General features: G+C 73.4%; 21 protein-coding genes. 11 read left to right on the top strand and 10 right to left on the bottom strand.

From position 1 onward, the window contains the following. Positions 1 to 30: 30 nt before the first annotated feature. The 3 genes from COO58_RS26090 to COO58_RS26080 all read left to right on the top strand — a co-directional run bounded on the left by COO58_RS26090 (position 31) and on the right by COO58_RS26080 (position 4,711). On the top strand, positions 31 to 768 hold the full coding sequence (locus COO58_RS26090; RefSeq protein WP_176558994.1) for a phosphatase PAP2 family protein: 738 nt from the start codon (positions 31 to 33) through the stop codon (positions 766 to 768). 85 nt (positions 769 to 853) lie between these two features. Beyond that, a complete protein-coding gene (locus COO58_RS26085; protein ID WP_098747876.1) occupies positions 854 to 3,409 on the top strand; it encodes a glycosyl hydrolase family 18 protein in 2,556 nt (851 codons plus the stop codon). A gap of 72 nt (positions 3,410 to 3,481) precedes the next feature. Continuing rightward, positions 3,482 to 4,711: an APC family permease gene (locus tag COO58_RS26080; protein ID WP_098747658.1), complete on the top strand. Its 1,230-nt coding sequence runs from the start codon at positions 3,482 to 3,484 to the stop codon at positions 4,709 to 4,711. Positions 4,712 to 4,717: 6 nt separating this feature from the next. Here COO58_RS26080 and COO58_RS26075 read toward each other — a convergent pair whose 3' ends face one another. Further along, entirely contained in the window at positions 4,718 to 6,502 is a 1,785-nt protein-coding gene (locus tag COO58_RS26075; RefSeq protein WP_369700222.1) for a TrkA family potassium uptake protein, read from the bottom strand. A gap of 87 nt (positions 6,503 to 6,589) precedes the next feature. Between COO58_RS26075 and COO58_RS26070 the strand changes: the two genes are divergently transcribed. The 3 genes from COO58_RS26070 (at position 6,590) to COO58_RS26060 (ending at position 9,528) form a co-directional block, all read left to right on the top strand. Next, positions 6,590 to 7,069, top strand: a complete 480-nt coding sequence (locus COO58_RS26070) for an MSMEG_6728 family protein (protein ID WP_098747656.1) — start codon at positions 6,590 to 6,592, stop codon at positions 7,067 to 7,069. 219 nt (positions 7,070 to 7,288) lie between these two features. Then, entirely contained in the window at positions 7,289 to 8,815 is a 1,527-nt protein-coding gene (locus COO58_RS26065; protein ID WP_091569008.1) for an FAD-dependent oxidoreductase, read from the top strand. Between the two features lie 272 nt (positions 8,816 to 9,087). Then, positions 9,088 to 9,528: an HNH endonuclease gene (locus COO58_RS26060; RefSeq protein WP_098747654.1), complete on the top strand. Its 441-nt coding sequence runs from the start codon at positions 9,088 to 9,090 to the stop codon at positions 9,526 to 9,528. Positions 9,529 to 9,660: 132 nt separating this feature from the next. Here the strand turns inward: COO58_RS26060 and COO58_RS26055 are convergent, their stop codons facing one another. Further along, the gene (locus tag COO58_RS26055; protein ID WP_176558979.1) at positions 9,661 to 10,284 is read right to left on the bottom strand and encodes a TetR/AcrR family transcriptional regulator; all 624 of its coding nucleotides are present in this window, start codon (positions 10,282 to 10,284) and stop codon (positions 9,661 to 9,663) included. Between the two features lie 69 nt (positions 10,285 to 10,353). Between COO58_RS26055 and COO58_RS26050 the strand changes: the two genes are divergently transcribed. Next, positions 10,354 to 10,905, top strand: a complete 552-nt coding sequence (locus COO58_RS26050) for a peroxiredoxin-like family protein (RefSeq protein WP_098747653.1) — start codon at positions 10,354 to 10,356, stop codon at positions 10,903 to 10,905. Here COO58_RS26050 and COO58_RS26045 read toward each other — a convergent pair. The 3 genes from COO58_RS26045 to COO58_RS26035 all read right to left on the bottom strand — a co-directional run bounded on the left by COO58_RS26045 (position 10,880) and on the right by COO58_RS26035 (position 14,795). After that, positions 10,880 to 11,491, bottom strand: coding sequence for a hypothetical protein (locus COO58_RS26045; RefSeq protein ID WP_098747651.1), 612 nt, complete (start codon positions 11,489 to 11,491; stop codon positions 10,880 to 10,882). The genes COO58_RS26050 and COO58_RS26045 overlap by 26 nt on opposite strands. 59 nt (positions 11,492 to 11,550) lie before the next feature. After that, positions 11,551 to 12,318, bottom strand: a complete 768-nt coding sequence (locus COO58_RS26040; protein ID WP_098747649.1) for an enoyl-CoA hydratase/isomerase family protein — start codon at positions 12,316 to 12,318, stop codon at positions 11,551 to 11,553. A 77-nt stretch (positions 12,319 to 12,395) separates the two neighbouring features. Further along, complete coding sequence (locus COO58_RS26035; RefSeq protein WP_098747648.1) at positions 12,396 to 14,795, bottom strand: M4 family metallopeptidase; 2,400 nt, start codon at positions 14,793 to 14,795, stop codon at positions 12,396 to 12,398. 172 nt (positions 14,796 to 14,967) lie between these two features. Here COO58_RS26035 and COO58_RS26030 point away from each other — a divergent pair, with 172 nt between their 5' ends. After that, positions 14,968 to 15,423 (top strand): protealysin inhibitor emfourin, encoded by a 456-nt coding sequence (locus tag COO58_RS26030; RefSeq protein ID WP_141561957.1) that lies wholly within the window; start codon positions 14,968 to 14,970, stop codon positions 15,421 to 15,423. Positions 15,424 to 15,432: 9 nt separating this feature from the next. Here the strand turns inward: COO58_RS26030 and COO58_RS26025 are convergent, their stop codons facing one another. After that, positions 15,433 to 16,317 (bottom strand): LysR family transcriptional regulator, encoded by an 885-nt coding sequence (locus COO58_RS26025; RefSeq protein ID WP_098747645.1) that lies wholly within the window; start codon positions 16,315 to 16,317, stop codon positions 15,433 to 15,435. A gap of 71 nt (positions 16,318 to 16,388) precedes the next feature. On the opposite strand from COO58_RS26025, the gene COO58_RS26020 reads away from it, so the two are divergent. Next, entirely contained in the window at positions 16,389 to 17,045 is a 657-nt protein-coding gene (locus COO58_RS26020; RefSeq protein WP_091568986.1) for a type 1 glutamine amidotransferase domain-containing protein, read from the top strand. A 60-nt stretch (positions 17,046 to 17,105) separates the two neighbouring features. Here COO58_RS26020 and COO58_RS26015 read toward each other — a convergent pair whose 3' ends face one another. The 4 genes from COO58_RS26015 to COO58_RS31300 form a co-directional block, all read right to left on the bottom strand. After that, positions 17,106 to 17,720, bottom strand: a complete 615-nt coding sequence (locus COO58_RS26015) for a histidine phosphatase family protein (RefSeq protein ID WP_098747874.1) — start codon at positions 17,718 to 17,720, stop codon at positions 17,106 to 17,108. A gap of 67 nt (positions 17,721 to 17,787) precedes the next feature. Further along, on the bottom strand, positions 17,788 to 18,222 hold the full coding sequence (locus COO58_RS26010) for a VOC family protein (protein ID WP_091568982.1): 435 nt from the start codon (positions 18,220 to 18,222) through the stop codon (positions 17,788 to 17,790). Between the two features lie 35 nt (positions 18,223 to 18,257). After that, positions 18,258 to 18,659, bottom strand: coding sequence for a helix-turn-helix domain-containing protein (locus COO58_RS26005; RefSeq protein ID WP_091568979.1), 402 nt, complete (start codon positions 18,657 to 18,659; stop codon positions 18,258 to 18,260). After that, positions 18,656 to 18,868, bottom strand: a complete 213-nt coding sequence (locus COO58_RS31300; protein WP_255292775.1) for a hypothetical protein — start codon at positions 18,866 to 18,868, stop codon at positions 18,656 to 18,658. The genes COO58_RS26005 and COO58_RS31300 overlap by 4 nt, the downstream gene beginning before the upstream one ends. 125 nt (positions 18,869 to 18,993) lie before the next feature. Here COO58_RS31300 and COO58_RS25995 point away from each other — a divergent pair, with 125 nt between their 5' ends. Next, positions 18,994 to 19,458 carry a carboxymuconolactone decarboxylase family protein gene (locus COO58_RS25995; RefSeq protein WP_218012424.1) on the top strand — a complete coding sequence of 155 codons (465 nt, stop codon included), beginning with the start codon at positions 18,994 to 18,996 and terminating at the stop codon, positions 19,456 to 19,458. 248 nt (positions 19,459 to 19,706) lie between these two features. After that, positions 19,707 to 20,411 carry a hypothetical protein gene (locus tag COO58_RS25990; RefSeq protein WP_098747643.1) on the top strand — a complete coding sequence of 235 codons (705 nt, stop codon included), beginning with the start codon at positions 19,707 to 19,709 and terminating at the stop codon, positions 20,409 to 20,411. Positions 20,412 to 20,416 lie beyond the last annotated feature (5 nt).

Raw genomic sequence — 20,416 nt, 5'->3', positions numbered from 1 at the left:
GTGCGCCAGAGCTCAGGGGTACGCCGCGACCTGCGGCTGCGACCGGTCCGACCGGCCGGGTGGTGGTTCGACGGGCTGCTGCTCGCGGCCCTGGTGGCGCTGACCGTGGCGCTCGCCACCGACCATCTGTTCGGGCTCGACCGGGCGGTCGCCGACTGGGCCGCCGCGCACCGCCCGACCGCCGCCCGCTGGGTGGCGATGGCGCTCAACCTGCTCGGCCAGGGCACCCCACTGACGCTGCTGGCGGCCGGGCTCGGCGTGCTGCTCGCGCTGCGGCTGCGCTCGGTACGGCCGGTGCTGCCGCCGGTGACCGCGTTCGTGCTGACGTTCTTCACGATCGGCCCGCTGAAGGTGTGGACGGCCCGTCCGGCGCCGAGCGCGTCGGTGAAGGAGCCGTTCCTGCCGGCCGAGCAGACGCTGCCGCTGTTCCAGCACGACCTGCCGGTGCGGTTCGCCCAGTCGTACCCGTCGGGGCACGTGGCCAACGCGATCGTCTGGTACGGCGTGCTCGCCCTGCTGCTGGCCCCGTTGCTGCGTTCGGTCGGCCGGGCCGTCGGACCCCGGCTGGTCACCGTGGTCCGGGTCGTCCCCCCGGCGGTGGTCTTCTGCACCACCGTCTACCTGGGCTGGCACTGGTTCACCGACTCGGTCGCCGGGCTGCTGCTCGGGCTGCTGCTGGACCGGCTGCTGCACCGGGTGCCGTGGGACGACCTGCCGCTGCCCGGGCGGCTCGGCCCGTGGGCCCGGCCGACCGACCAGCTGCGCTGACCTCCTGCCTCTTGTCCCGACGGATCGACGCCGGTATACATTTAGCAACCTTAACAGTTAAGTTTGTTAAATGTAGGAGGTGCACGTGCTGGCGAGACGAATCAGCCGTTGGCTGTCGGCGGGCGCCGCCGGTCTGCTGACCGCGGCCCTGGCGGTCGCCGTCGCCCCGGACGCGCGGTCGGCCGTCGTCGACGAAGAGGCCTGCCGGCCCGACGGGCTCTACCGCACGCCCGGGGTCGCGGTGCCCTACTGCACCGTCTACGACACCGCTGGCCGGGAGAAGATGGGCGCCGACCACCCGCGCCGGATCATCGGCTACTTCACCAGCTGGCGCACCGGCCGCAACGGCGCACCCGCCTACCTGGTGAACCAGATCCCGTGGCAGAAGGTCACCCACATCAACTACGCGTTCGCCCACGTCGACGCGAACAACCGCATCTCCGTGGGCAACCCGGCCGCGCCGGACAACCCGGCCACGAACATGACCTGGCCCGGCGTGGCCGGCGCCGAGATGGACCCGAGCCTGCCCTACACCGGGCACTTCAACCTGCTCAACAAGTACAAGAAGCAGCACCCGAACGTCCGCACCCTGATCAGCGTCGGCGGCTGGGCCGAGACCGGCGGCTTCATCGACGACAACGGCAACCGGGTGGACTCCGGCGGCTTCTACCGGATGACCACCACCGGCACCAACACGGTCAACACCGCCGGCATCAACACGTTCGCCGACTCGGTGGTCACGTTCCTGCGCACCTACGGGATCGACGGCGTGGACATCGACTACGAGTACCCGACCTCCAACAACAAGGCCGGCAACCCGCTCGACTTCGCCCAGGCCGACGCCAAGCGGGCCGGGCTCAACGCCTCCTACCAGGTGCTGATGCGCACGCTGCGGGAGAAGCTCGACCGGGCCGCCGCCGCCGACGGCAAGCACTACCTGCTCACCGTGGCCGCGCCCGCGTCCGGGTGGCTGCTGCGCGGCATGGAGTCCTACCAGGCGTTGCAGTACCTCGACTACGTCAACGTCATGTCCTACGACCTGCACGGCGCGTGGAACCACTTCGTCGGGCCGAACGCGGCGCTCTACGACAACGGCGACGACGCCGAGCTGGCCTCCGGCGGGGTCTACGGTGCCTACTCCGGGATCGGCTACCTCAACACCGACTGGGCCTACCACTACTTCCGGGGCGCGCTGCCCAGCGGCCGGGTCAACATCGGCGTGCCCTACTACACCCGGGGCTGGCAGGGCGTCACCGGCGGCACCAACGGCCTGTGGGGGCGGGCGGCGCTGCCCGACCAGACGAAGTGCCCGGCCGGCACCGGCGGCTCGATCGGCTCCACCATCCCCTGCGGCAACGGCGCGGTCGGCATCGACAACCTCTGGCACGACCTCGACGCCGCCGGCGACGAGGTGCCCGCCGGCGCCAACCCGATGTGGCACGCGAAGAACCTCCAGCAGGGCATCACCGGCGACTACCTGACCGCGTACGGGCTCACCCCCGCCACCGACCCGGCCGACCGGATCAGCGGCAGCTACGCCCGGAACTACTCCTCCGCGCTGGTCGCGCCCTGGCTGTGGAACGCCGAGAAGAAGGTCTTCCTCTCCACCGAGGACGACCAGTCGCTCGCCGCCAAGGCCGACTGGGTCACGGCCAAGGGCGTCGGCGGCGTGATGATCTGGGAACTCGCCGGCGACTACGCCTACGACCCGGCCAAGGGCCAGTACGGCATGGGCGACACGCTCACCACGCTGCTCTACGACCGGTTCAGGACCGCGCCCGCGTACGGGGCCCGCAAGGCCGGCACCACCATGCCCACGAGGACGCTCGACGTGGCGGTCGGCATGGGCGGCTTCGCGCTCGGCGACAACAACTACCCGATCAACCCGGAGCTGCGGCTGACCAACAACACCGGCGCGCCGATCCCGGCCGGGGCGCAGCTGGAGTTCGACTACCCCACCACCACCCCGGCCACGCTCAGCCAGCAGTCCGGCTGGGCGCTCACCACGGTCTCCACCGGCCACACCGGCAGCAACGTGGGCGGCCTCAAGGGCGACCACAACCGGGTACGCCTCACCGTGCCGGCCGCCATCGCGCCCGGCGCGTACGCCGAGGTGACGTTGAACTACCAACTCCCGATCTCCGGCCCGGCCAACCTCACGCTCGCCTTCGGCGGCCAGACGTACGCGCTGACCGGCGACTGGGCGCGCGGTGGCGCGGTCGTCACCCCGTCGCCGAGCCCGAGCGGCTCCACCCCGCCCGGCGGCGGCACCTGCACCGCCCCGGCGTGGTCGGCGGCCACCGCGTACTCCGGCGGCGCGACCGTCTCGTACGGCGGGCACACCTGGAGCGCGAAGTGGTGGACCCAGGGCGAGACGCCGGGCAGCGCGGCGGTCTGGGCCGACCAGGGCGCCTGCGCCGGCTCCCCGACGCCCACCGCCTCCCCGACCTCGACACCCACCGCCTCCCCGACGTCCACGGGTGGGGCGTGCACGGCCCCGGCCTGGGCCGCCGGCACCGCGTACTCCGGTGGTGCGGTGGTCTCCCACGGCGGGCACCGGTGGACCGCGCGGTGGTGGACCCAGGGTGACGTCCCGGGGGCCAACAGCCAGGGCGTCTGGACCGACAACGGGCCCTGCTGAACCGGGACCGGTGCCGTCGGCGGATCAAGCCGGCGGCACCGGCCGTTCACGTCCCACCCCTAGGCTGCGGGTGTGGAACGGCTGGCACGACGACTCGGCGTACCCGACGCGGTCGTCATCGGGTTGGGGTCGATGCTCGGCGCGGGCGTCTTCGTGGTCTTCGCGCCCGCCGCGTCGGCGGCCGGCGGCGCCGGGCTGCTGGTGGCGCTCGCGCTGGCCGGCTTCATCGCGTTCTGCAACGCCACCAGCTCGGCCCGGCTCGCCGCCCGCTACCCGGAGTCCGGCGGCACCTACGTCTACGGCCGGGAACGACTGCACCCGTTCGCCGGATTCGTCGCCGGGTGGGGATTCGTGGTCGGCAAGACGGCGAGCTGCGCGGCGATGGCGCTGACCGTCGGGGCGTACCTGTGGCCGGGGCGGGCCCGGCTCGTCGCGGTCCTCGCGGTGGTGGCGGTGACCGCGGTGAACCTACGCGGCGTCGGCAAGACCGCGACCGCCACCCGGGTCCTGGTCGGCGTGGTGCTCACCGTGCTCGCCGTGGTGGCGGTGACCGGCGCGCCGCAGGTCGCCGTCGACCGGCTCACCGACGGCGGCGACATCGGGGCACGCGGCGTGCTCACCGCCGCCGGCCTGCTCTTCTTCGCCTTCGCCGGCTACGCGCGGATCGCCACGCTGGGCGAGGAGGTACGCGACCCGGAGCGCACGATCCCGCGCGCCGTGCCGCTCGCGCTCGGCGCGGTGCTGGCCGTCTACCTGACGCTGGCCGTGGTCGCGCTCGGCGTGCTGGGCACCGAGCGGCTGGCCGCCGCCTCCGCGCCGCTGGTCGAGGTGGTGTCGGCAGCGGGCCACCCCGGGCTGGCCTGGCTGGTCCGGGCGGGGGCGGCCGTCGCGGTCACCGGGGTGCTGCTCTCCCTGCTGGCCGGCGTCGGCCGCACCACGCTGGCGATGGCCCGCCGCCACGACCTGCCGGCGACCCTGGCGGCGGTGCACCCGCGCCACCGGGTGCCGCACCGCGCCGAACTGGCCGTGGCCGCCGTGGTGATCGTCGTGGTGGCGCTCGGCGACGTACGGGGCGCGATCGGCTTCTCCAGCTGCACCGTGCTGGTCTACTACGCGATCACCAACGCGGCGGCGCTGACGCTGGGGCGGGACCCGGCGCGGAAGCTGCCGGTGCGGACGCTCGCGGCCCTGGGACTGGTGGGCTGCCTGCTGCTCGCGGTCAACCTGCCGCTGCCCAGCGTGCTCGCCGGCTTCGGCGTGCTCGCCCTCGGCGCCGCCTGGTACGCCCTCCGCCACCGCTGAGCAGGCTCACTCCGCCGCCTCGCGGGGCGCTGGTGGCCCGGTCGGCGCGGGCGGTGGCGCGGGTGTGGTCTCCCGGAGCAGGGCGGTCAGCCCGGCCCGCCGGGCCACCACGGTCAACCGGTCGCCGGCCTGCAGCACCATGCGCGGGTCGACCGACCAGTCGGCCTTCTGGCCGACGCGGGTGTGCGCCAGCAGGCGCACCTCGCCCGGTCGGGCCACCGTGCCGAGCGGTCGCCCGTCCAGCGGGGAACCCGCCACCACCGGCACCTCGGTGACCAGCAGCGCGTGCCGGTCGACCGGGATCGTGGCAATCACCGCGCGGTCCAGCAGGGCCGCCGCGAACGACGGCGCGGCCAGGTAGGACACGCTGCGCGAGATGCCGATGCCGAACGCCTGCTGGATCCGCTCGGCGAAGTCGCCGTCGAACAGCCGCAGCACCACCCGCAGGTCAGGATCGAGCGAACGGGCGATCAACGCGGCACGCAGGTTCGTCCCGTCGTCGGTCGAGACCACCACCAGCGCCTGGCAGGTGTCCACCGAGGCGGAGCGCAACGTCTCCTCCCGGCCGGCGTCGCCGACGATCAACGGCACCCCCAGCCGGTGCGCGAGGGCGGCGCCGCGCGCCTCCGCGTTCCGGTCGATGGCCACCACCTCGACCCCGAAGTCGTGCAGCTGCGCCATCACCCGGGTGCCGATGTTGCCCAACCCGACCACGACCACGTGGCCGGACCGGTCCGGTTGGATCCGGCCGGCGTGCAGGGCCAACCGGGCGTTCACGATGCCGTCGACCACGGCGGCCGTGATCAGCGGGATCAGCGCCAGCCCGGCCAGGTTGAGCACCACCTGCATGATCTGGGCGGCGACCGGCTTGTTGACGTCCGGGTCCTGGCCGCTGAGCGTGGTGACCAGGGTGAGATAGAGCGCCTCACTCCAGTTGACCTCGGCGGCCCGGGCGTTGAGCCAGCCGAGCACCGCGATCACCCCGAGCAGCACCAGCACCGCGATGCCGATCTTGCGGGTGGCGAAGCTGCGGACCGCGCGGAGCAGCACCTCGACCGGCTGCCGGCGCCGCCGGGCCCGGACCAGCCGCCGCGCGGCCAACTCGGTGCCGGGCGGCTGGCCGGTCGCCTCGGCGAGCACCACGTCGGCCGCCGCCTCGTCGGCGGGAAGCACCCGGACCAGCTCGGGATCACCGGTGACGGCCAGGCCGCAGACCACGTCCTGCGGGCGTACGTCGGCGCGGCGGGCCACGTAGAGCGTGCGGCCGGCGTGCCGGAAGTGGGTCGGGGCCAGCTCGCCCAGCGCGGCGGCGACGAACGCGGGGGCGGCCATCGAGGCGTCGGAGAGCACCGCCGAGTCGGGGAAGAGCTGCCGCAGCCCGTCGGCCAGGTTGGTGTTGAACATCCGGACCACCAGGCGCAGCCGGGGCTCGACCTCCTGGGCGCAGAGCGCGGCGTGCATGTTGCCCACGTCGTCCTGGTGCAGCAGGGCCAGCCCGGCCGCGTCGGCCAGCCCGGCCCGGCGGAACGTGGCCTCGTCGAGCCGGTCGGCCCGCACCACCCGGACCCCGGGCACGTCCCGCCCGTCCGGGCCCTCCGAGCGGCGGCGCTCCGGCACCACCAGCGTGACCCGCACCTGGCCGTGGGCACCGTCGGTGGCGAGCAGCGCGCGGACCACCCAGTAGGCCAGCGGGTCGGAACCGCAGACCACGAAGTGGGGTCGTTCGTCACCGTTCATCCGGAGCCGCCAGCCGGTCGCGCGGCGCGCGCGGTCGCGCAGGGGCTCGGCCATGCCCGGATCGTAGTCAGCCGCTCGCGGTGGGCGCAGCCCCCTCGATCATGAACGCATGGCGTCGCCGGGTACGGGTAGAGCACCGGCATGCAGACGTTCCTGCCGTATCCGGACTTCCTGGCCAGCGCCCGGACCTTGGACCAGAAGCGGCTGGGCAAGCAGCGCGTGGAGACCATCCAGGTGCTGCGCGGCCTGACCCGCCCGGACTACGGCTGGCGCAACCATCCCGCGGTGAAGATGTGGGCCGGCTACGAGGAGGCCCTGACCCGCTACGGGCTGGACATGTGCGCGGTGTGGTGCGAGCCGGGCCGGGCGGACACCTGCGCCGCCACGCTCGCCACCGACCTCGCCACCGCCTGTGGCATCGCGGTGATCCGGACCCAGGCCGAGCTGGCCTCGACCGGCGAGCTGCCGCCCTGGCTGGGCCGGGACGACCTGCACCGCAGCCACCGCTCGTCGCTGCTGCGCAAGGACCCCGCCCACTACGCCCCGCTGTTCACCGACGTCTCCCCCGACCTGGAGTACGTCTGGCCCCCCTCCGACCGCCCCCGCCGCTGCCTGCCGTGAAAGGAAGGGCCCCTTATTAACGCCTCCGGTAGAGGAAGGGCCCCTTGTTAACACCTGCCCCGCGCCCGCGCGGCGCGCGCGGGGCGCGGCGCGCGGCGCGCGGGGCGCGCGCGGGGCGCGGGGCGTTAAAAGGGGGCCCCGCACATCCGTATGCGTTAAAAGGGGCCCCTTCCTTTCACCTCAGGCAGACTGGGGGGACCGCCGACTGGAGGATGCCCCGTGGGTCTGTCGCAAGTGGTAGGTCGCCTCATCGGCGTACGGGAGCACGTGGTGGACCCGGGCGGCGGTGGCGCCCCGCGCGTGCCGCGACCGGTGACGGCGCTGGTGGTGGGCGGCGGCATCGCCGGCATGTCGGCGGCGGTGGTGCTGGCCGAGCGCGGGGTGGAGGTGACCGTGCTGGAGGCCGCGCCGCACCTCGGCGGCCGGCTCGGCGCCTGGCCGGAGGAGCTGCCGGACGGCGTCCAGCGCAACGAGCACGGCTTCCACGCCTTCTTCCGGCAGTACTGGAACTGGCGCTCGATCCTGCGCCGGGTCGACCCGGCGCTGGGTTTCCTCAAGCCGATTCCGGGCTATCCGATCCTGTCCGCCCAGTGGCCGACCGAGGAGTTCGGCAAGCTGCCGCCGGCCCCGCCGGCCAACCTGCTGGCGCTGCTGCTGCGCAGCCCGAGCCTGCGCCTGGCGGACCTGCGGTCGATGGACCGCGACGCCGCGCTGCCGCTGCTCACCTACGACGCGGTGCGCACCTACGCCGAGTTCGACGAGCGGACCGCCGACGAGCTGCTCAGCTCGCTGCGGCTGCCGGACCGGGCCCGGGCGATGCTCTTCGAGGTCTTCTCGCACTCGTTCTTCAACCACGAGGCGGAGATGTCCGCCGCCGAGATGATCGCCCAGTTCCACTTCTACCTGCTCGGCAACCCGGAGGGGTTGGCCTTCGACTGCCCGGATGAGGACTACGCGACGGCGATCTGGGAGCCGCTGACCCGGCACGTGGAGAAGCACGGCGGCCGGGTGCTCACCGGCGCTGCGGCCGCCCGGCTGGACCGTACGCCGGAGGGTTGGCGGGTGGCCGGCGCCGACGGCGACGTGTGGGAGGCCGCGCACGTGGTGCTGGCGGTCGACCCGCCCGCCCTGGCCGCGCTGGTCGATGCCTCCCCCGGCCTGGCCGTGGCGGCGCCCGAGCTGGTGGCGCGGATGCCCGCGTTCGGTCGGCCCGGTCCCCCGTACGCGGTGGCGCGCTACTGGATGGACGGCGACGTGCGCCCGGAGCGGGCGGTGTTCAGCGGGGTCTCCCGGCAGCCCACCCTGGACTCGGTGACGCTCTACCACCGCCTGGAGTCCGAGCCGCGCCGCTGGGCGGAACGCACCGGCGGCTCGGTGCTGGAGCTGCACGCGTACGCCTGCGAGCCGGACGTACCGGCCGACGAGCTGGCCGCGCGGATGTTGCGGGAGCTGACCACGCTCTGGCCGGAGGTGGCCGACCTGCGGGTACGCGAGCTGCGCGCCCGGGTCGAGGCGCAGGCCCCGGCGTTCACCCCGGGCAGCCACGCCGGGCGGCCCGGCGTACGCACCGACGCGCCGGGTCTCTACCTGGCCGGCGACGGGATCCGCACCGAGTTCCCGAGCGCGCTGATGGAGCGCTCGGCGGCGACCGGGATCATCGCCGCCAACCACATCCTGCGCGCCGAGGGGGCGGCGGCCGAGCCGGTCCGTTCGATCCGCCCGCGTGGTCTGCTGGCCCGTCGCTGAGGCACGGGTGAGATCGAAATGCGTTGCCCGCCTCTCCGGTGTGGACCTACCGTGAACGCGCAAGGTCAACCGCCGCTCCAGGAGCCGTCGATGTCGCTACGACCCGCCACCACGATGGCGTCGTGGCTGCTCAGCGACGGCTGCCGGGCGGAAGGCCCACGGCCCGGAAGGTCCGACTGACGCGCGCCGCGCGTTCGTGTCGTCGCCGCCCGGTCCCCGTGGACCGGGCGGCTTTTTCGTCGCCGTACCACCGATCGTGAAGGGAGAGCCCGGTGGACGCCGTCCTCGTCATCAACGCCGACCTCGGCCCGCTGCACCGGGTCACCGTCAAGCACGCGATCCGGATGCTCTGCCGCCGGGTCGCCGAGATCCACGAGTCCGAGCCGGACCGGGTGATCGGCGTCTTCCCGCTGCCGCGGGTGGTCCGCCTCGTCCGGTACGTGGTGACCCGCTGGCGGTTCACCACCGGTCCGGCCTGGTCCCGGGCCGGGGTGCTGTGCCGCGACGGCCGGCGGTGCGCCTACTGCGACGGCCCGGCCAGCACGATCGACCACATCCTGCCCCGCTCGCGCGGTGGCCGGAACACCTGGGGGAACACCACCGCCGCCTGCTACGGCTGCAACCAGCGCAAGGGTGACCGGACCCCGGCCGAGGCGGGCATGCCGCTGCGGCGGGAGCCGGTGACGCCGAGCTGGGCCGCGCTGGCGCGGTGACGGACGGCCGGCGGGCACAGGGGGCGGTGTCGGGGAGCTTCCCCGGCGCGGCGCCCGCCGGCCCCACCGTCCCCGGCCCTACCGTCCCCGGCCCTACCGTCCCCGGCCGCCGGACGCGGGCGGTGGCGGTGGTCAGCCGTCGAGCTGCCGGGCGAGTCCGTCGAGCAGCAGGTCGAGTCCGCCGCCGAACTCGTCGTCCGGGCCGACCGCACCGGCCGCGCGTGCGGTCTCGGCCAGCAGCGGGAACTCGTCGCGAGGCAGCGCGGCGATGACCGCCGTGCCGGGGCCGCCCAGCGCGCCGAGGTGCTCCATCTGGATCGCCCCGACCACGTACGCGAGCAGGGCGCGGAACGCGACCACCCGCCGGGTGCCGGCGAAGCCGCCCCGGGTCAGTACGGCGAGCGCCGCCTCGCCCCAGCGCAGGATGCCGGGCGAGCGGTGCCGGTGCGCGGGGAGCAGCGGTACCACGGCCGGGTGGGCGCCGACCCCGGCGCGCACCCGGTCGACCAGTTCCCGGATGCCGTCCGGCCACGGCACGTCGAGCGGCGGGCGCATGTCCACCCCGTCGAGGACCCGTTCGACGACGAGCGCCTCCAGCTCGTCACGGTCGGCGACGTAACGGTAGAGGGCCATCGTGCTGGTGCCGAGCCGCGCGCCGACCGCACGCATGGTGAGGCCGGGGAGGCCGTCCCGGTCGAGCACCGCGAGCGCCGCGTCGGCGAGCTGGGCGGGGGTCAGGGAACGGGGACGGGGCATGGCCTTGACAGCGTACAAGATACGCCTACGGTTGTAGGAGTACGTTGTACGCCTACAACGGGAGCACGCATGGATGTCGTCACCCCCCGCCACCTGACCAGCGTCACCGGCGCCGAGGTCGCCCTGCCGGATCCGGACCGCCTGGTCCACCTCCAGTTCCGGCGGTTCGCCGGCTGCCCGGTCTGCAATCTCCACCTGCGCTCGATCGTCCGCCGGCATGCCGAGATCGAGGCGGCCGGCATCCGTGAGGTGGTGCTCTTCCACTCCCCCGCCGACGAACTGCGGGAACACGTCGCCGACCTGCCGTTCGCCGTGGTGGCCGATCCCGACCGGCGGCTCTACCGGGAGTTCGGCGTGGAGTCCGCGCGGCGGGCGCTGCTCGACCCGCGCGCCTGGCTGCCGATCCTGCGCGCCGTGGCGAGCGGCACCTGGCACGTCCTGCGCGGCCGGGAGCGGCTGCCGTCCCGCACCCCGCACGGCGGTCGGCTGGGGCTGCCGGCCGACTTCCTGATCGCCCCCGACGGCCGGGTGCTCGCGGCGAAGCACGGCGAGCACGCCTCCGACCAGTGGTCGGTGGACGAGCTGCTGGCCCGGGTCAGCGGGAGCCGGTCGACTCGGTGACCGCCGGATCGCCGGGGTGTTCCCGCAGGAACGCCTCGGCCCGGGGCGCGTCCCGGAGGATCTGCCAGCTGGCGAACGCGAACATCACCGAGGTGACGCCGAACAGGAGGAACCACATCGGGGCGAGGCTGAGCAACAGTTGGCCGAGGTTCAGCGTCACCAGACCGCCGATGATGGGGATCTGCCTCCGTAGCCGGACCATCTGCGCGGCGGCGGTCCGCAGGAAGGGCAAGTCGTCCGGGGAGTCCACCACACCGCGCCGGACGGCCCGGGCCAGTTCCCGGCGGCGGCGGAAGCTCACCGCCCACAGCCGGGACTCCCGGTCGGCCCGGTAGCTGCCGCTGCGAACCAGGCCGACCAGCCCGACGATCTCGAGCACCAGGCCGAGCACCGCCAGGACCCCGCCGGTCACCGCCACCCCGGTCGGCGGGTCACCGCGTTCCACCCAGCTGCCCGGGAACGCGCCGCCCGCCATCAGCCCGACCAGCAGCGACACCAGCGCGAACGCCAGCACCGTGCCGACCAGCAGCAGGCGGAACCGACGCCGCTTCCGCTGGATCTCCCGACGCTCCGGATCACTGTCCATGATGGTCCCCCGTTCGACGGTCGGGACGTACCCGTCGGGGCGTGCCGGTCAAACGGCGGTCAGCGGGCGGCCGGCGGGGTCCAGCCGAAGCGCGGGGGCCGCCGCTCGTTGACCGCCGACACCCCCTCGCGGGCCTCGCCGCTGTCCCGCACCTCGGCGTGCCACCAGGCCAGCCGGTCGGCGTCGGCGCGCCCGTCGACGATCTCCTTGGCGGCGGTCACGGTCAGCCGGGAGCGCTCGGCGATCGTGGTGGTCAGCGCCGCGACCCGATCGGCCAGCGCGTCGGCCGGCAGCACCTCGTCGACCAGGCCGATCCGCAGCGCCCGCTCGGCGTCGACCAGCTCGCCGGTGAAGAGCAGGTGCTTGGCCGCTGACGGCCCGACCAGCCCGGCCAGCCGGCGGGTGGTCGGCGCCGGGTAGACCAGGCCGAGCCGCGCCGGCGGTACGCCGAACCGGGCGTCCGCCGCGGCCAGGCGCAGGTCGCAGGCGACGGCGAGCTGACACCCGCCACCGACGCAGGCGCCCTCGATCGCGGCCACCGTGGGGCGGCCGAACGCGGCGAGCCGTTCCTCGGCCGCCACCGCGATGCTGCCGTCACCGGCGGCCAGCAGCTCGTCCAGGTCGCCGAGGTCGGCGCCGGCGCAGAACGTGCCACCCGCTCCGGTGAGCACCAGCACCCGGACCGCCGGGTCGGCCTCCAGGCCGTCGAGCAGCACCGGGAGCTGTCGCCACATGGCCGGGGTCATGGCGTTGCGGCGGGCCGGGTTGCGTATCACCACGGTCGCCACCGGGCCGTCCACCGTGACGGTCAGTTCCGCGTCGGACATGGCTCCGACCGTAACGGGAGGGGCCCGGTGACCACCCGCGTGGGGTGGCCGCCGGGCCCCGGGGTCGGGCGGTCAGGTCAGGAGACGTTGACCGCGGTGTCGTCCACGACGAACGAGGTCTGCAGGGAGCTGTCCTCGGTGCCGGTGAACTTCAGGGTGACCGTCTGCCCGGCGTACGAGGCCAGGGAGAACGACTTCTGGCTGTAGCCGCTGGCCTTGTTCAGGTTCGAGTAGGTCGCCAGCGTCGCCAGCACGGAGCCGGAGGAGCTGAGCACCTGCACGGTCAGCTTGTCGTACTGCACGCTCGAGGTGGTCTCCGCCGAGTCGATGTGCAGCCAGAAGCTGAAGTTGTACGTCGAGCAGCCCGACGGCAGGCTCACCGACTGCGAGAGCGTGTCGGTGTGGGTGCTGCCGTAGCCGTCCATCCAGGCGTTCCAGGTCCCGCCGTGGGTGGGCTGGCCCTGGGAGCCGTACTGCCCGATCACGCCGGAGCTGGCGGACCAGACCGTGTTGCCGGACTCGAAGCCCGGGTTGCCGAGCTTCTGACCCGCGCCGGTGCAGCCGCCGCCGGTGCCGGTGACGGTCAGCGAGTAGGTCGCGGTCTTCGTGCCCGAAGCGGCGCTGCCGGTGACCGTCACCGAGTAGGTGCCGGTCGGGGTGCTCGCGCTGGTGGCGATGGTGAGGGTGGACGAGCCGCCCGAGGTCACCGAGGCGGGGCTGAACGACGCGGTGGCGCCGGTCGGCAGGCCGGACGCGGAGAACGTCACGGTCTGCGCGGCCCCGTTGGTGGTGGCGGTGGCGACGGTGGCGGTGGCGGACCCGCCCTGGGTCACCGAGCCGGCGGTCGGGGAGAGCGAGACGGAGAAGTCGTTGCCGGTGGAGCTGCACGGGGCGTCGTTGCCGGCCACGTTCACCGCGGTCCACGCCGCCTGGACGGCCTTGTACTCGGTCGAGCAGTTGCCGTACAGGTCGGTCGCCGCCTTGAGGGTGTACGCCCGGGCGGTGTTCGACGGGGTGGTGTTGTTGACGTACGAGGTGTTCGAGGTGAAGTACACGTCGAGCGCCCGGTACCAGATCTTCTCCGCCTTGGCGCGACCGATGCCGGTCACCGCCGGAGCCGAGCCGCAGACCGGCGAGGTGCCGTACGCGGTGGAGCCGGTGCCCTCGGCGAGGTTGAAGAAGAAGTGGTTGCCGACGCCGGAGGAGTAGTGCACATCCTTGTTCTTCGTGCTGGTGGACCAGCAGGAGTCGGACGAGCCGTCCAGCGACGGGTTGTACATGTAGCGCAGCGGCGTACCGTTGCCGTTGATGTTGATCTTCTCGCCGACCTGGTAGTCGCCCGGGTCGCTCGGCGCGGCGGCGTAGAACTCCACCATGTTGCCGAAGATGTCGCTGGTGGCCTCGTTCAGGCCACCGGACTCACCGGAGTAGACCAGCCCGGCCAGCGCCTCGGTGACGCCGTGGCTCATCTCGTGCCCGGCGACGTCCAGCGAGACCAGCGGGCGGGAGTTGCCCGAGCCGTCGCCGTAGGTCATCTGGGACCCGTCCCAGAAGGCGTTGACGTAGTTGTTGCCGTAGTGCACCCGGCTCGGCACGCCCTGCCCGTTGCCGAAGATGCCGTTGCGGCCGTGCACGTTCTTGAAGTAGTCGAACGTCTTGGCGGCGCCGAAGTGGGCGTCCACGCCGGCGGACTGCCGGTTGGAGGTGGCGCCGTTGCCCCACACGTTGTCCGCGTCGGTGAACGTGGTGCAGGTCGACGTGCCGTTGTTCATGTCGCAGGTTCGGCCGTTGCCGTGCGACGGGTCGATCATCTGGTAGGTGCTGCCGGAGAGCGTCGTGTCGATGCTGACCGTGCCGGTGTAGATGCCCTGGCCGCTGCCGACCACCGACTCGATCTCGTCGTACGAGCCGATCACCTTGCCGGTGCTGGCGTCGGTGACCACGTGCAGCTTCGACGGCGTCTGCTTGTCCGCCTTCCACCCGGTGGCGACCGTCTCCCAGGCCAGCCGGCCCTTGCCGCTGCTGGCGTCGACGAAAAGCTCCGGCGCGCCGATCGAGGTGAGGGTGCCGGAGAACGCCTTGCGCGCGCTGGCCTTGGCCGCGGACGCGCCCACCTTGGCGGTGGTGCCCAGGGTGAGCGGGGCGGACAGGCCGACCGAGGTGCCGGTCATGGTGCCGTTCGGGGCGGTGTGGACGACGAAGTCACCGCCGTAGACCCGCAGGCCCCGGTAGGTCCGGCTGTAGCGGGTGTGCGCCGCCCCCGAGGGGTCGACCTTGGTGCGGACGGCCTGGTAGGCCTCCCCGCTGGCGCCCTGGACGGCGCCGGGGTTGGCACGGACGAGGCTGTCGGCCCGGGCCGCGGCGGCGGGCTCGGGGCTGGGGGCGCTGGGCGCTGCCGCGTGCGCCGTGGTGGTGACGCAGGTCAGCACGCCGCTGGTGAGCAGCGCTGCGCTGACGGCGGCGACGGATCTTTTCACGGGCCCTCCTCCGAAGGCGAAGTTGTGACGGGGGTAGTCACTGATGTACATATAGCGATACATCGAAGAACGTGAAAGAGGTCGACGACTTCCCGTCCGAGACACTGACCGAACGGATGAGGAGGACGCGGTGCTCCGGAACCGGGTGGCCCCGCCGTGCGTCCGATCCGGCATGAGAGCAGCCCCCGCCGTGGCGGCCGCCGTCGCCGCCCTCCTCGTCCCGCTCGCCGGCTGCGCCCGGACCGACGCACCGACGTCGACGCTGCCGCAGGCCACCCCGCTGCCCGGCGTCGAGGTGGTGCTCGTCAAGTCGGGCGGCATCGCCGGGCTCACCGACACCATCACCGTGCACGCGGACGGCACCTGGACGACCACCGACCGGGCCGGCGCCGAACGCGAGGGCCGGCTCGCCGACGCGGACCTCGACCGGTTGCGCCAGCTCGCCGCCGACCCCCGGCTCACCGCCGAGGCCGCCGTCACCGTGCCGGCGACCATGTGCGCCGACGCGTTCAGCTACCGGCTCACCATCGGGCCGACCACCAGCTCGTACGTGGACTGCCCGCCGCAGGCCACCCCGCCGGCCGCCACCGCCGAGGTGGTCGACCTGCTCACCCGCGCCACCGGCTGACCCGCCCGCTCACCAGCCGGGCGCCGCCGCGAGCAACGCCCGGCGCACGGCCTGGACCTCGCGCCGGCCGGCCACCGCCGGCCGCGCCGCGAGGAAGAGCGTGTTGAGCGGGGGCACCGCCGGCGTGAGCAACGCCCGCACCGCGCCGGAGGCCAACTCACCCCGGCAGAGGTACGCGGGCAGCACGCTCGCCCCCGCACCGGCCACCACCGCCGCCCGGACCGCCCGCAGGTCCGCCACGACCAGGCTCGGCGTCCGGGTGAGCCGGGTGTCGAAGACGGTCCGCCAGTACCGCCGCAGGATCGGCGCCTCCTCCCCGTAGGCGACCAGCGGCACGTCCCGCAGCGCCGCCGGGGTCACCGGATCGGGCAGCCGGTCGGCCCAGGCCGGCGCCGCCACCAGCACGAACTCCTCGTCGTAGAGCGGCTCCACCACCACCCCCCGCCGACGCGGCCGCACGCTGGTCACCGCCAGGTCGAGCCGGCCGGCCACCAGGTCGTCCAGCAGCCGTTCCGGCAACCCGGCCGCAACCCGCAGCTCCATGCCTTCGGCCACCAGCCCGCCCAGCGCCGGCAGCACCCGCTCCGCGAGCAGCTCGGCCGGCCCGCCGAGGAAGACCGTCCGGGCGTACGCGGCACCCGGCTCGTCGGTCAGCACGGCCGCCAGCCGGTCCAGCGGCTCGGCCACCCGGCGGGCCAGCTCGTCCCCGGCCGCGGTCGGGGTGACACCGCGCGGCAGTCGGTCGAAGAGCGGCCGACCGACCGCCTCCTCCAGCGCGCGCAGTTGCGCGGTCACCGTGGGCTGCGCCACACCCAACAGCTCGGCCGCGCCGGTGACCGACCCGGACCGGTGCACGGCGAGGAAGCTGCGGAGCAGGTCCAGGGACACCTTCACATCAGCAAACCTATCGCCGACGTGACTCTTGCCTATTGGTCAGCTATGGATCGGCGCGCCAGCATGGTGACATGACTCGTGCACTCATCGCCCTGACCAGCCACTCCGACCTCGGTGCCACCGGCCGCAAGACCGGCTACTACGTCGGCGAGGCCGCCGAGCCGTGGGAGGTCTTCCGGGCCGCCGGGTACGACGTCGACCTGGTGTCCGTGGCCGGCGGCGAGCCGCCGGTCGACGGCCGGGACACCGACGACCGGACCCAGAACGACTTCCTCGCCACCGCCGGCGTGACCGATACCCCGAAGGCCGCGGACGTCGACCCGGCCGGCTACGACGTGATCGTCTTCGCCGGCGGTCACGGCACGATGTGGGACTTCCCCGACGACCCGGACCTGGCCCGGATCGCCCGCGCGGTCTACGAGCGCGGCGGCGTGGTGGCCGCCGTCTGCCACGGGCCGTCGGCGCTGGTGAACCTCACCCTCTCCGACGGCTCGCGGCTGATCGCCGGCAAGCGGGTGGCCGGCTTCACCAACGACGAGGAGGCGGCCGTCGGCCTCACCGACGAGGTGCCGTTCCTGCTCGCCGACAAGCTCACCGAGGCCGGTGCGCAGCACGTCCCGGCGCCGAACTTCACCGAGCACGTGGTGGTCGACGGCCGCCTGGTCACCGGCCAGAACCCGCAGTCGGCCCGCGCGCTCGCCGAAGCCGTGGTCAAGCTCCGCGGCTGACCCGTCGGGCGCGCCGCCCGCCCTCGCGCGTCGTTCCGCGAGGCGGGCGTGGTTCGGGTGTCAGAACCGGTAGTCGTCGGGGAAGCCGGTGGCCCGCAGGTCGGGCGGCAGGTGGGCGGCGTCGTTCAGCGCGACCACCGTCGGCGGGCCGGCGTCGCTGTAGCGGATCACGGTCAGCGCGCAGTTGGCGTGGTTGAGCCCGATCCAGCGGCGCTCCGGCGCCTCCAGCGCGTGCCGCACCAGCCAGGCGACCAGGAAGTTGTGCGTGATCACCAGCTCCCGGACGTCGCCCTCGGCGGGGGCGGTGGCGAACCGGGCCACCGCCTCCGCCGTCACGCGCGGCCCGTCCCGCCGTTCCGCCTCGGTGAACTCGGCGAGGAACTCGGCATACCGCGCCGGCAGGCCGGTCGGGTCGGTGTCGTGCGGCATGTGGTCGCCGGCCCGCTCGTCCTCGTGGACCGGAACACCCGGCAGCTCCTTCGCGACCAGCCCGGCCGTCTCCGCGGCCCGGGCAAGCGGCCCGTGGTGCACGGCGTCGATCCGCGCGCCGCGCAGCCGCTCGCCGAGCAGCGTCGCCTGCCGGCGCCCCCGCGCGGAGAGGCCGACCTCCGGGGCCTCCGTCCCGGTGTCCTCCTGCTCGCCGTGCCGGGCCAGGAACAACAGTCGGCTCGCCATCGACACCCCTTCAGGATCGGGAGTGGCCGACCCTAGTCGGTCGCTCCCCGACCCCGCAGCCCCGTGGTCAGCCGTTCGCCCACTGCTCCCGCGGGTGCATCTGGCCGATCCGGATCCGGTTGCCGAACGGGTCCCGGATTCCGAAGTCGATCCCGTACGGCCGGTCGGTCGGCTCGTCGGTCACCTCGACCCCCTTGGCCACCAGATCCGCGTACGTCTTGTGCGCGTCGTCAGTGGTCAGGAACAGGAAGCCACCGGCGGCGCCCTTGGTGAGCAGCTCGCGGACCTGCTCGGCGGTCTTCGGGTCCAACGCCGGCGGGCCGGGCTTCTCCAGCAGGATCTCCCGCTCGGCGTCGCCCGGCACGTTCACGGTCAGCCAGCGCATGAAGCCGAGATCCTGGTCGGTGTTCACCTCCATGCCCAGCTTGCCGACGTAGAAGTCGAGCGCCTCGTCCTGGTCGAGCACGTAGATCTGCGAGCGGGAAATCGAAGTCATCGTCATGCCGTCGACGCTAGAGCACCGCCCTGACCTGCTGCTTATCCAAAACTGCTGGGCCTGGTCCAGGATTTGGCGAAGCAGCTCGGCACGTTCGCGGCGGCGGACCGACGCCGCCGGAAATCGCGGGGCGACTCGCCGACGATGTCGCGGAACGTCCGGCTGAACGTGCCGAGGCTGGTGAAGCCGACCGCGAGGCAGATGTCGGTGACGTCCCGGTCGGTCTCCAACAGCAGGGACATGGCCCGCTCGACCCGACGCCGTTGCAGGTAGCGGTGCGGCGTCTCGCCGAAGGTGGCCCGGAACGTCCGGATGAAGTGCGACTCGGAGACGTGCGCGATCCGGGCCAGCGCGGGGATGTCCAGCGGCTGCGCGTACGCCCGGTCCATCGCGTCCCGGGCCCGCAGCATGGCCCGGTTGGACTCCTCGGTCGCCCGGCTCATCCGCCGACCACCAGGGCGAGGTCGGCGAGGTGGTCCGGGTCGGCCACCACCTCGATGCCGATGATCCGGTCGGTGACGGCGAAGCTGAGCGCGAGTCGGATCCGGCCGTCGTCCGCCTCGGCGGCCGAGCCGAGCATCCGGTGGGCCACCGCCCGCAGGCGGGGCCGCTGCTCCTCGAAGCGCCGGGCCACCAGGTCCGCGTCGGTCACGACCCCCCGCCCTCCACCGCCGCGTGATCGCCGTCACATCCGTCACACCACCGGCCCGGATGTCGACAGACGGGGGAGGGCGGCGAACGGACGCCGCCCAGCCTACAAGGACAGGACGGACGACCATGAGCCTCGAAGCCCGCATGCAGAACCCGGCCGCGCTGCTCCCGGACACCGTCAAGGCGGTCAACCTGCTCTACCGGGCCGCGCACTCGGCCGGCGTGCCCGGCGGCACGTTGGAGCTGGTCCACCTGCGGGCCAGCCAGATCAACGGATGCAGCGCGTGCGTCGACTCGGGGGCGCGCGGCGCCCGCAAGAACGGCGAGACCGAGGAGCGGCTGTTCGCGGTGGCGGCGTGGCGGGAGACGCCGTACTTCACCGACGCCGAGCGGGCCGCGCTCGACCTAGCCGAGCACGCCACCCGTCTCGCCGACCGCGGCGACGCGGTGCCGGACCCGGTGTGGGACGAGGCGGCCCGGCACTTCGGGGAGAAGGAACTGGCGGCGTTGGTGCTCTGGATCGCCACCACCAACTTCTTCAACCGGATCAACGCGACCACGCGGCAACCGGCCCCCCAGAACTGGGGCTGATCCGCAGGTGTGGCGCGGGGCGCTGAGCATCCCGCGCCACGCAGCGTTGTCTATCAGTGACACAGCGTCTATAAAATCGACGCTTTTCGCTCTAAGATCGGGCTATGCCCCCACACCTCAGGGGTCGGGTCGCCCGCGCCAGGATTGTCCCTCCCGGCCAGCTCAACCTCTTCCGAACTCCCGCGAATCAGGTGCTGGACGCACTCCAGCCTGGCTTACGGGAGGAGCGCTACGGTCGGCTCTGGCGCGTGGGCCGGACGAGCGTCCGGGACGGGATCGTCTACGGGCGCCTCGGTTTCGAGAAGCAGGTGGACGTGGACCTGTGGGACGACCGCAGCCAGGACTTCACGCCCAGTGCCGTGGCCGAGGGGATGGCCGCTCCGTTCGCTCTTCGCCTCGCTGATCTCATGGTGGTCTTCCAGATCCGCCGGGACATCAGGGTCATGTCGTTCACCGGGGCGTTGCGTTCCATCCTCCGCAACGCGACCACGGACGAATGGGACGTCCGTTCGCTGACCGGCGAGACACGCTTCTCCGACTGGCGGCAGACCGTCGACGTGGTCACCCGAGTGCGGTTCCGCTTCGAGGACGGACCGACGGTGCCGCCGAGGGTGGACGGCCTGCTCCATCTGCTCCGGCAGGCCAACGGCGACCTGGCGACCTTGGACCTGCGGGGCCGGGTCGGCATCGACAGCGACTGCCCCCTGGTCAAGGAACTGCTCGCCCACGCCGAGAAGGGCCGGGGCGAATTGACCGCCAGGGGCCGACGGGCCGACGACGGCGATGCCGAGCGCGTCTGGGCCAGCACCCTCGGCGGCGAGACCGTCCTGAACGACGTGCCGGTGGACACCGTCACCGGTGAGGCCGACCACCACGCCCTGCTGGACCAGATCCGTCTGGTGGCGGTGGCCCACTCGACGTCCCCGCCGTCCGACCCCGCAACCGCCGGGTGATACTG

The organism is Micromonospora sp. WMMA1996 (assembly GCF_002573675.1).
Classification (GTDB): domain Bacteria; phylum Actinomycetota; class Actinomycetes; order Mycobacteriales; family Micromonosporaceae; genus Micromonospora; species Micromonospora sediminicola.
Note: the sequence above shows the minus strand (reverse complement) of the source record. Positions and strands in the feature narration are given on the sequence as shown.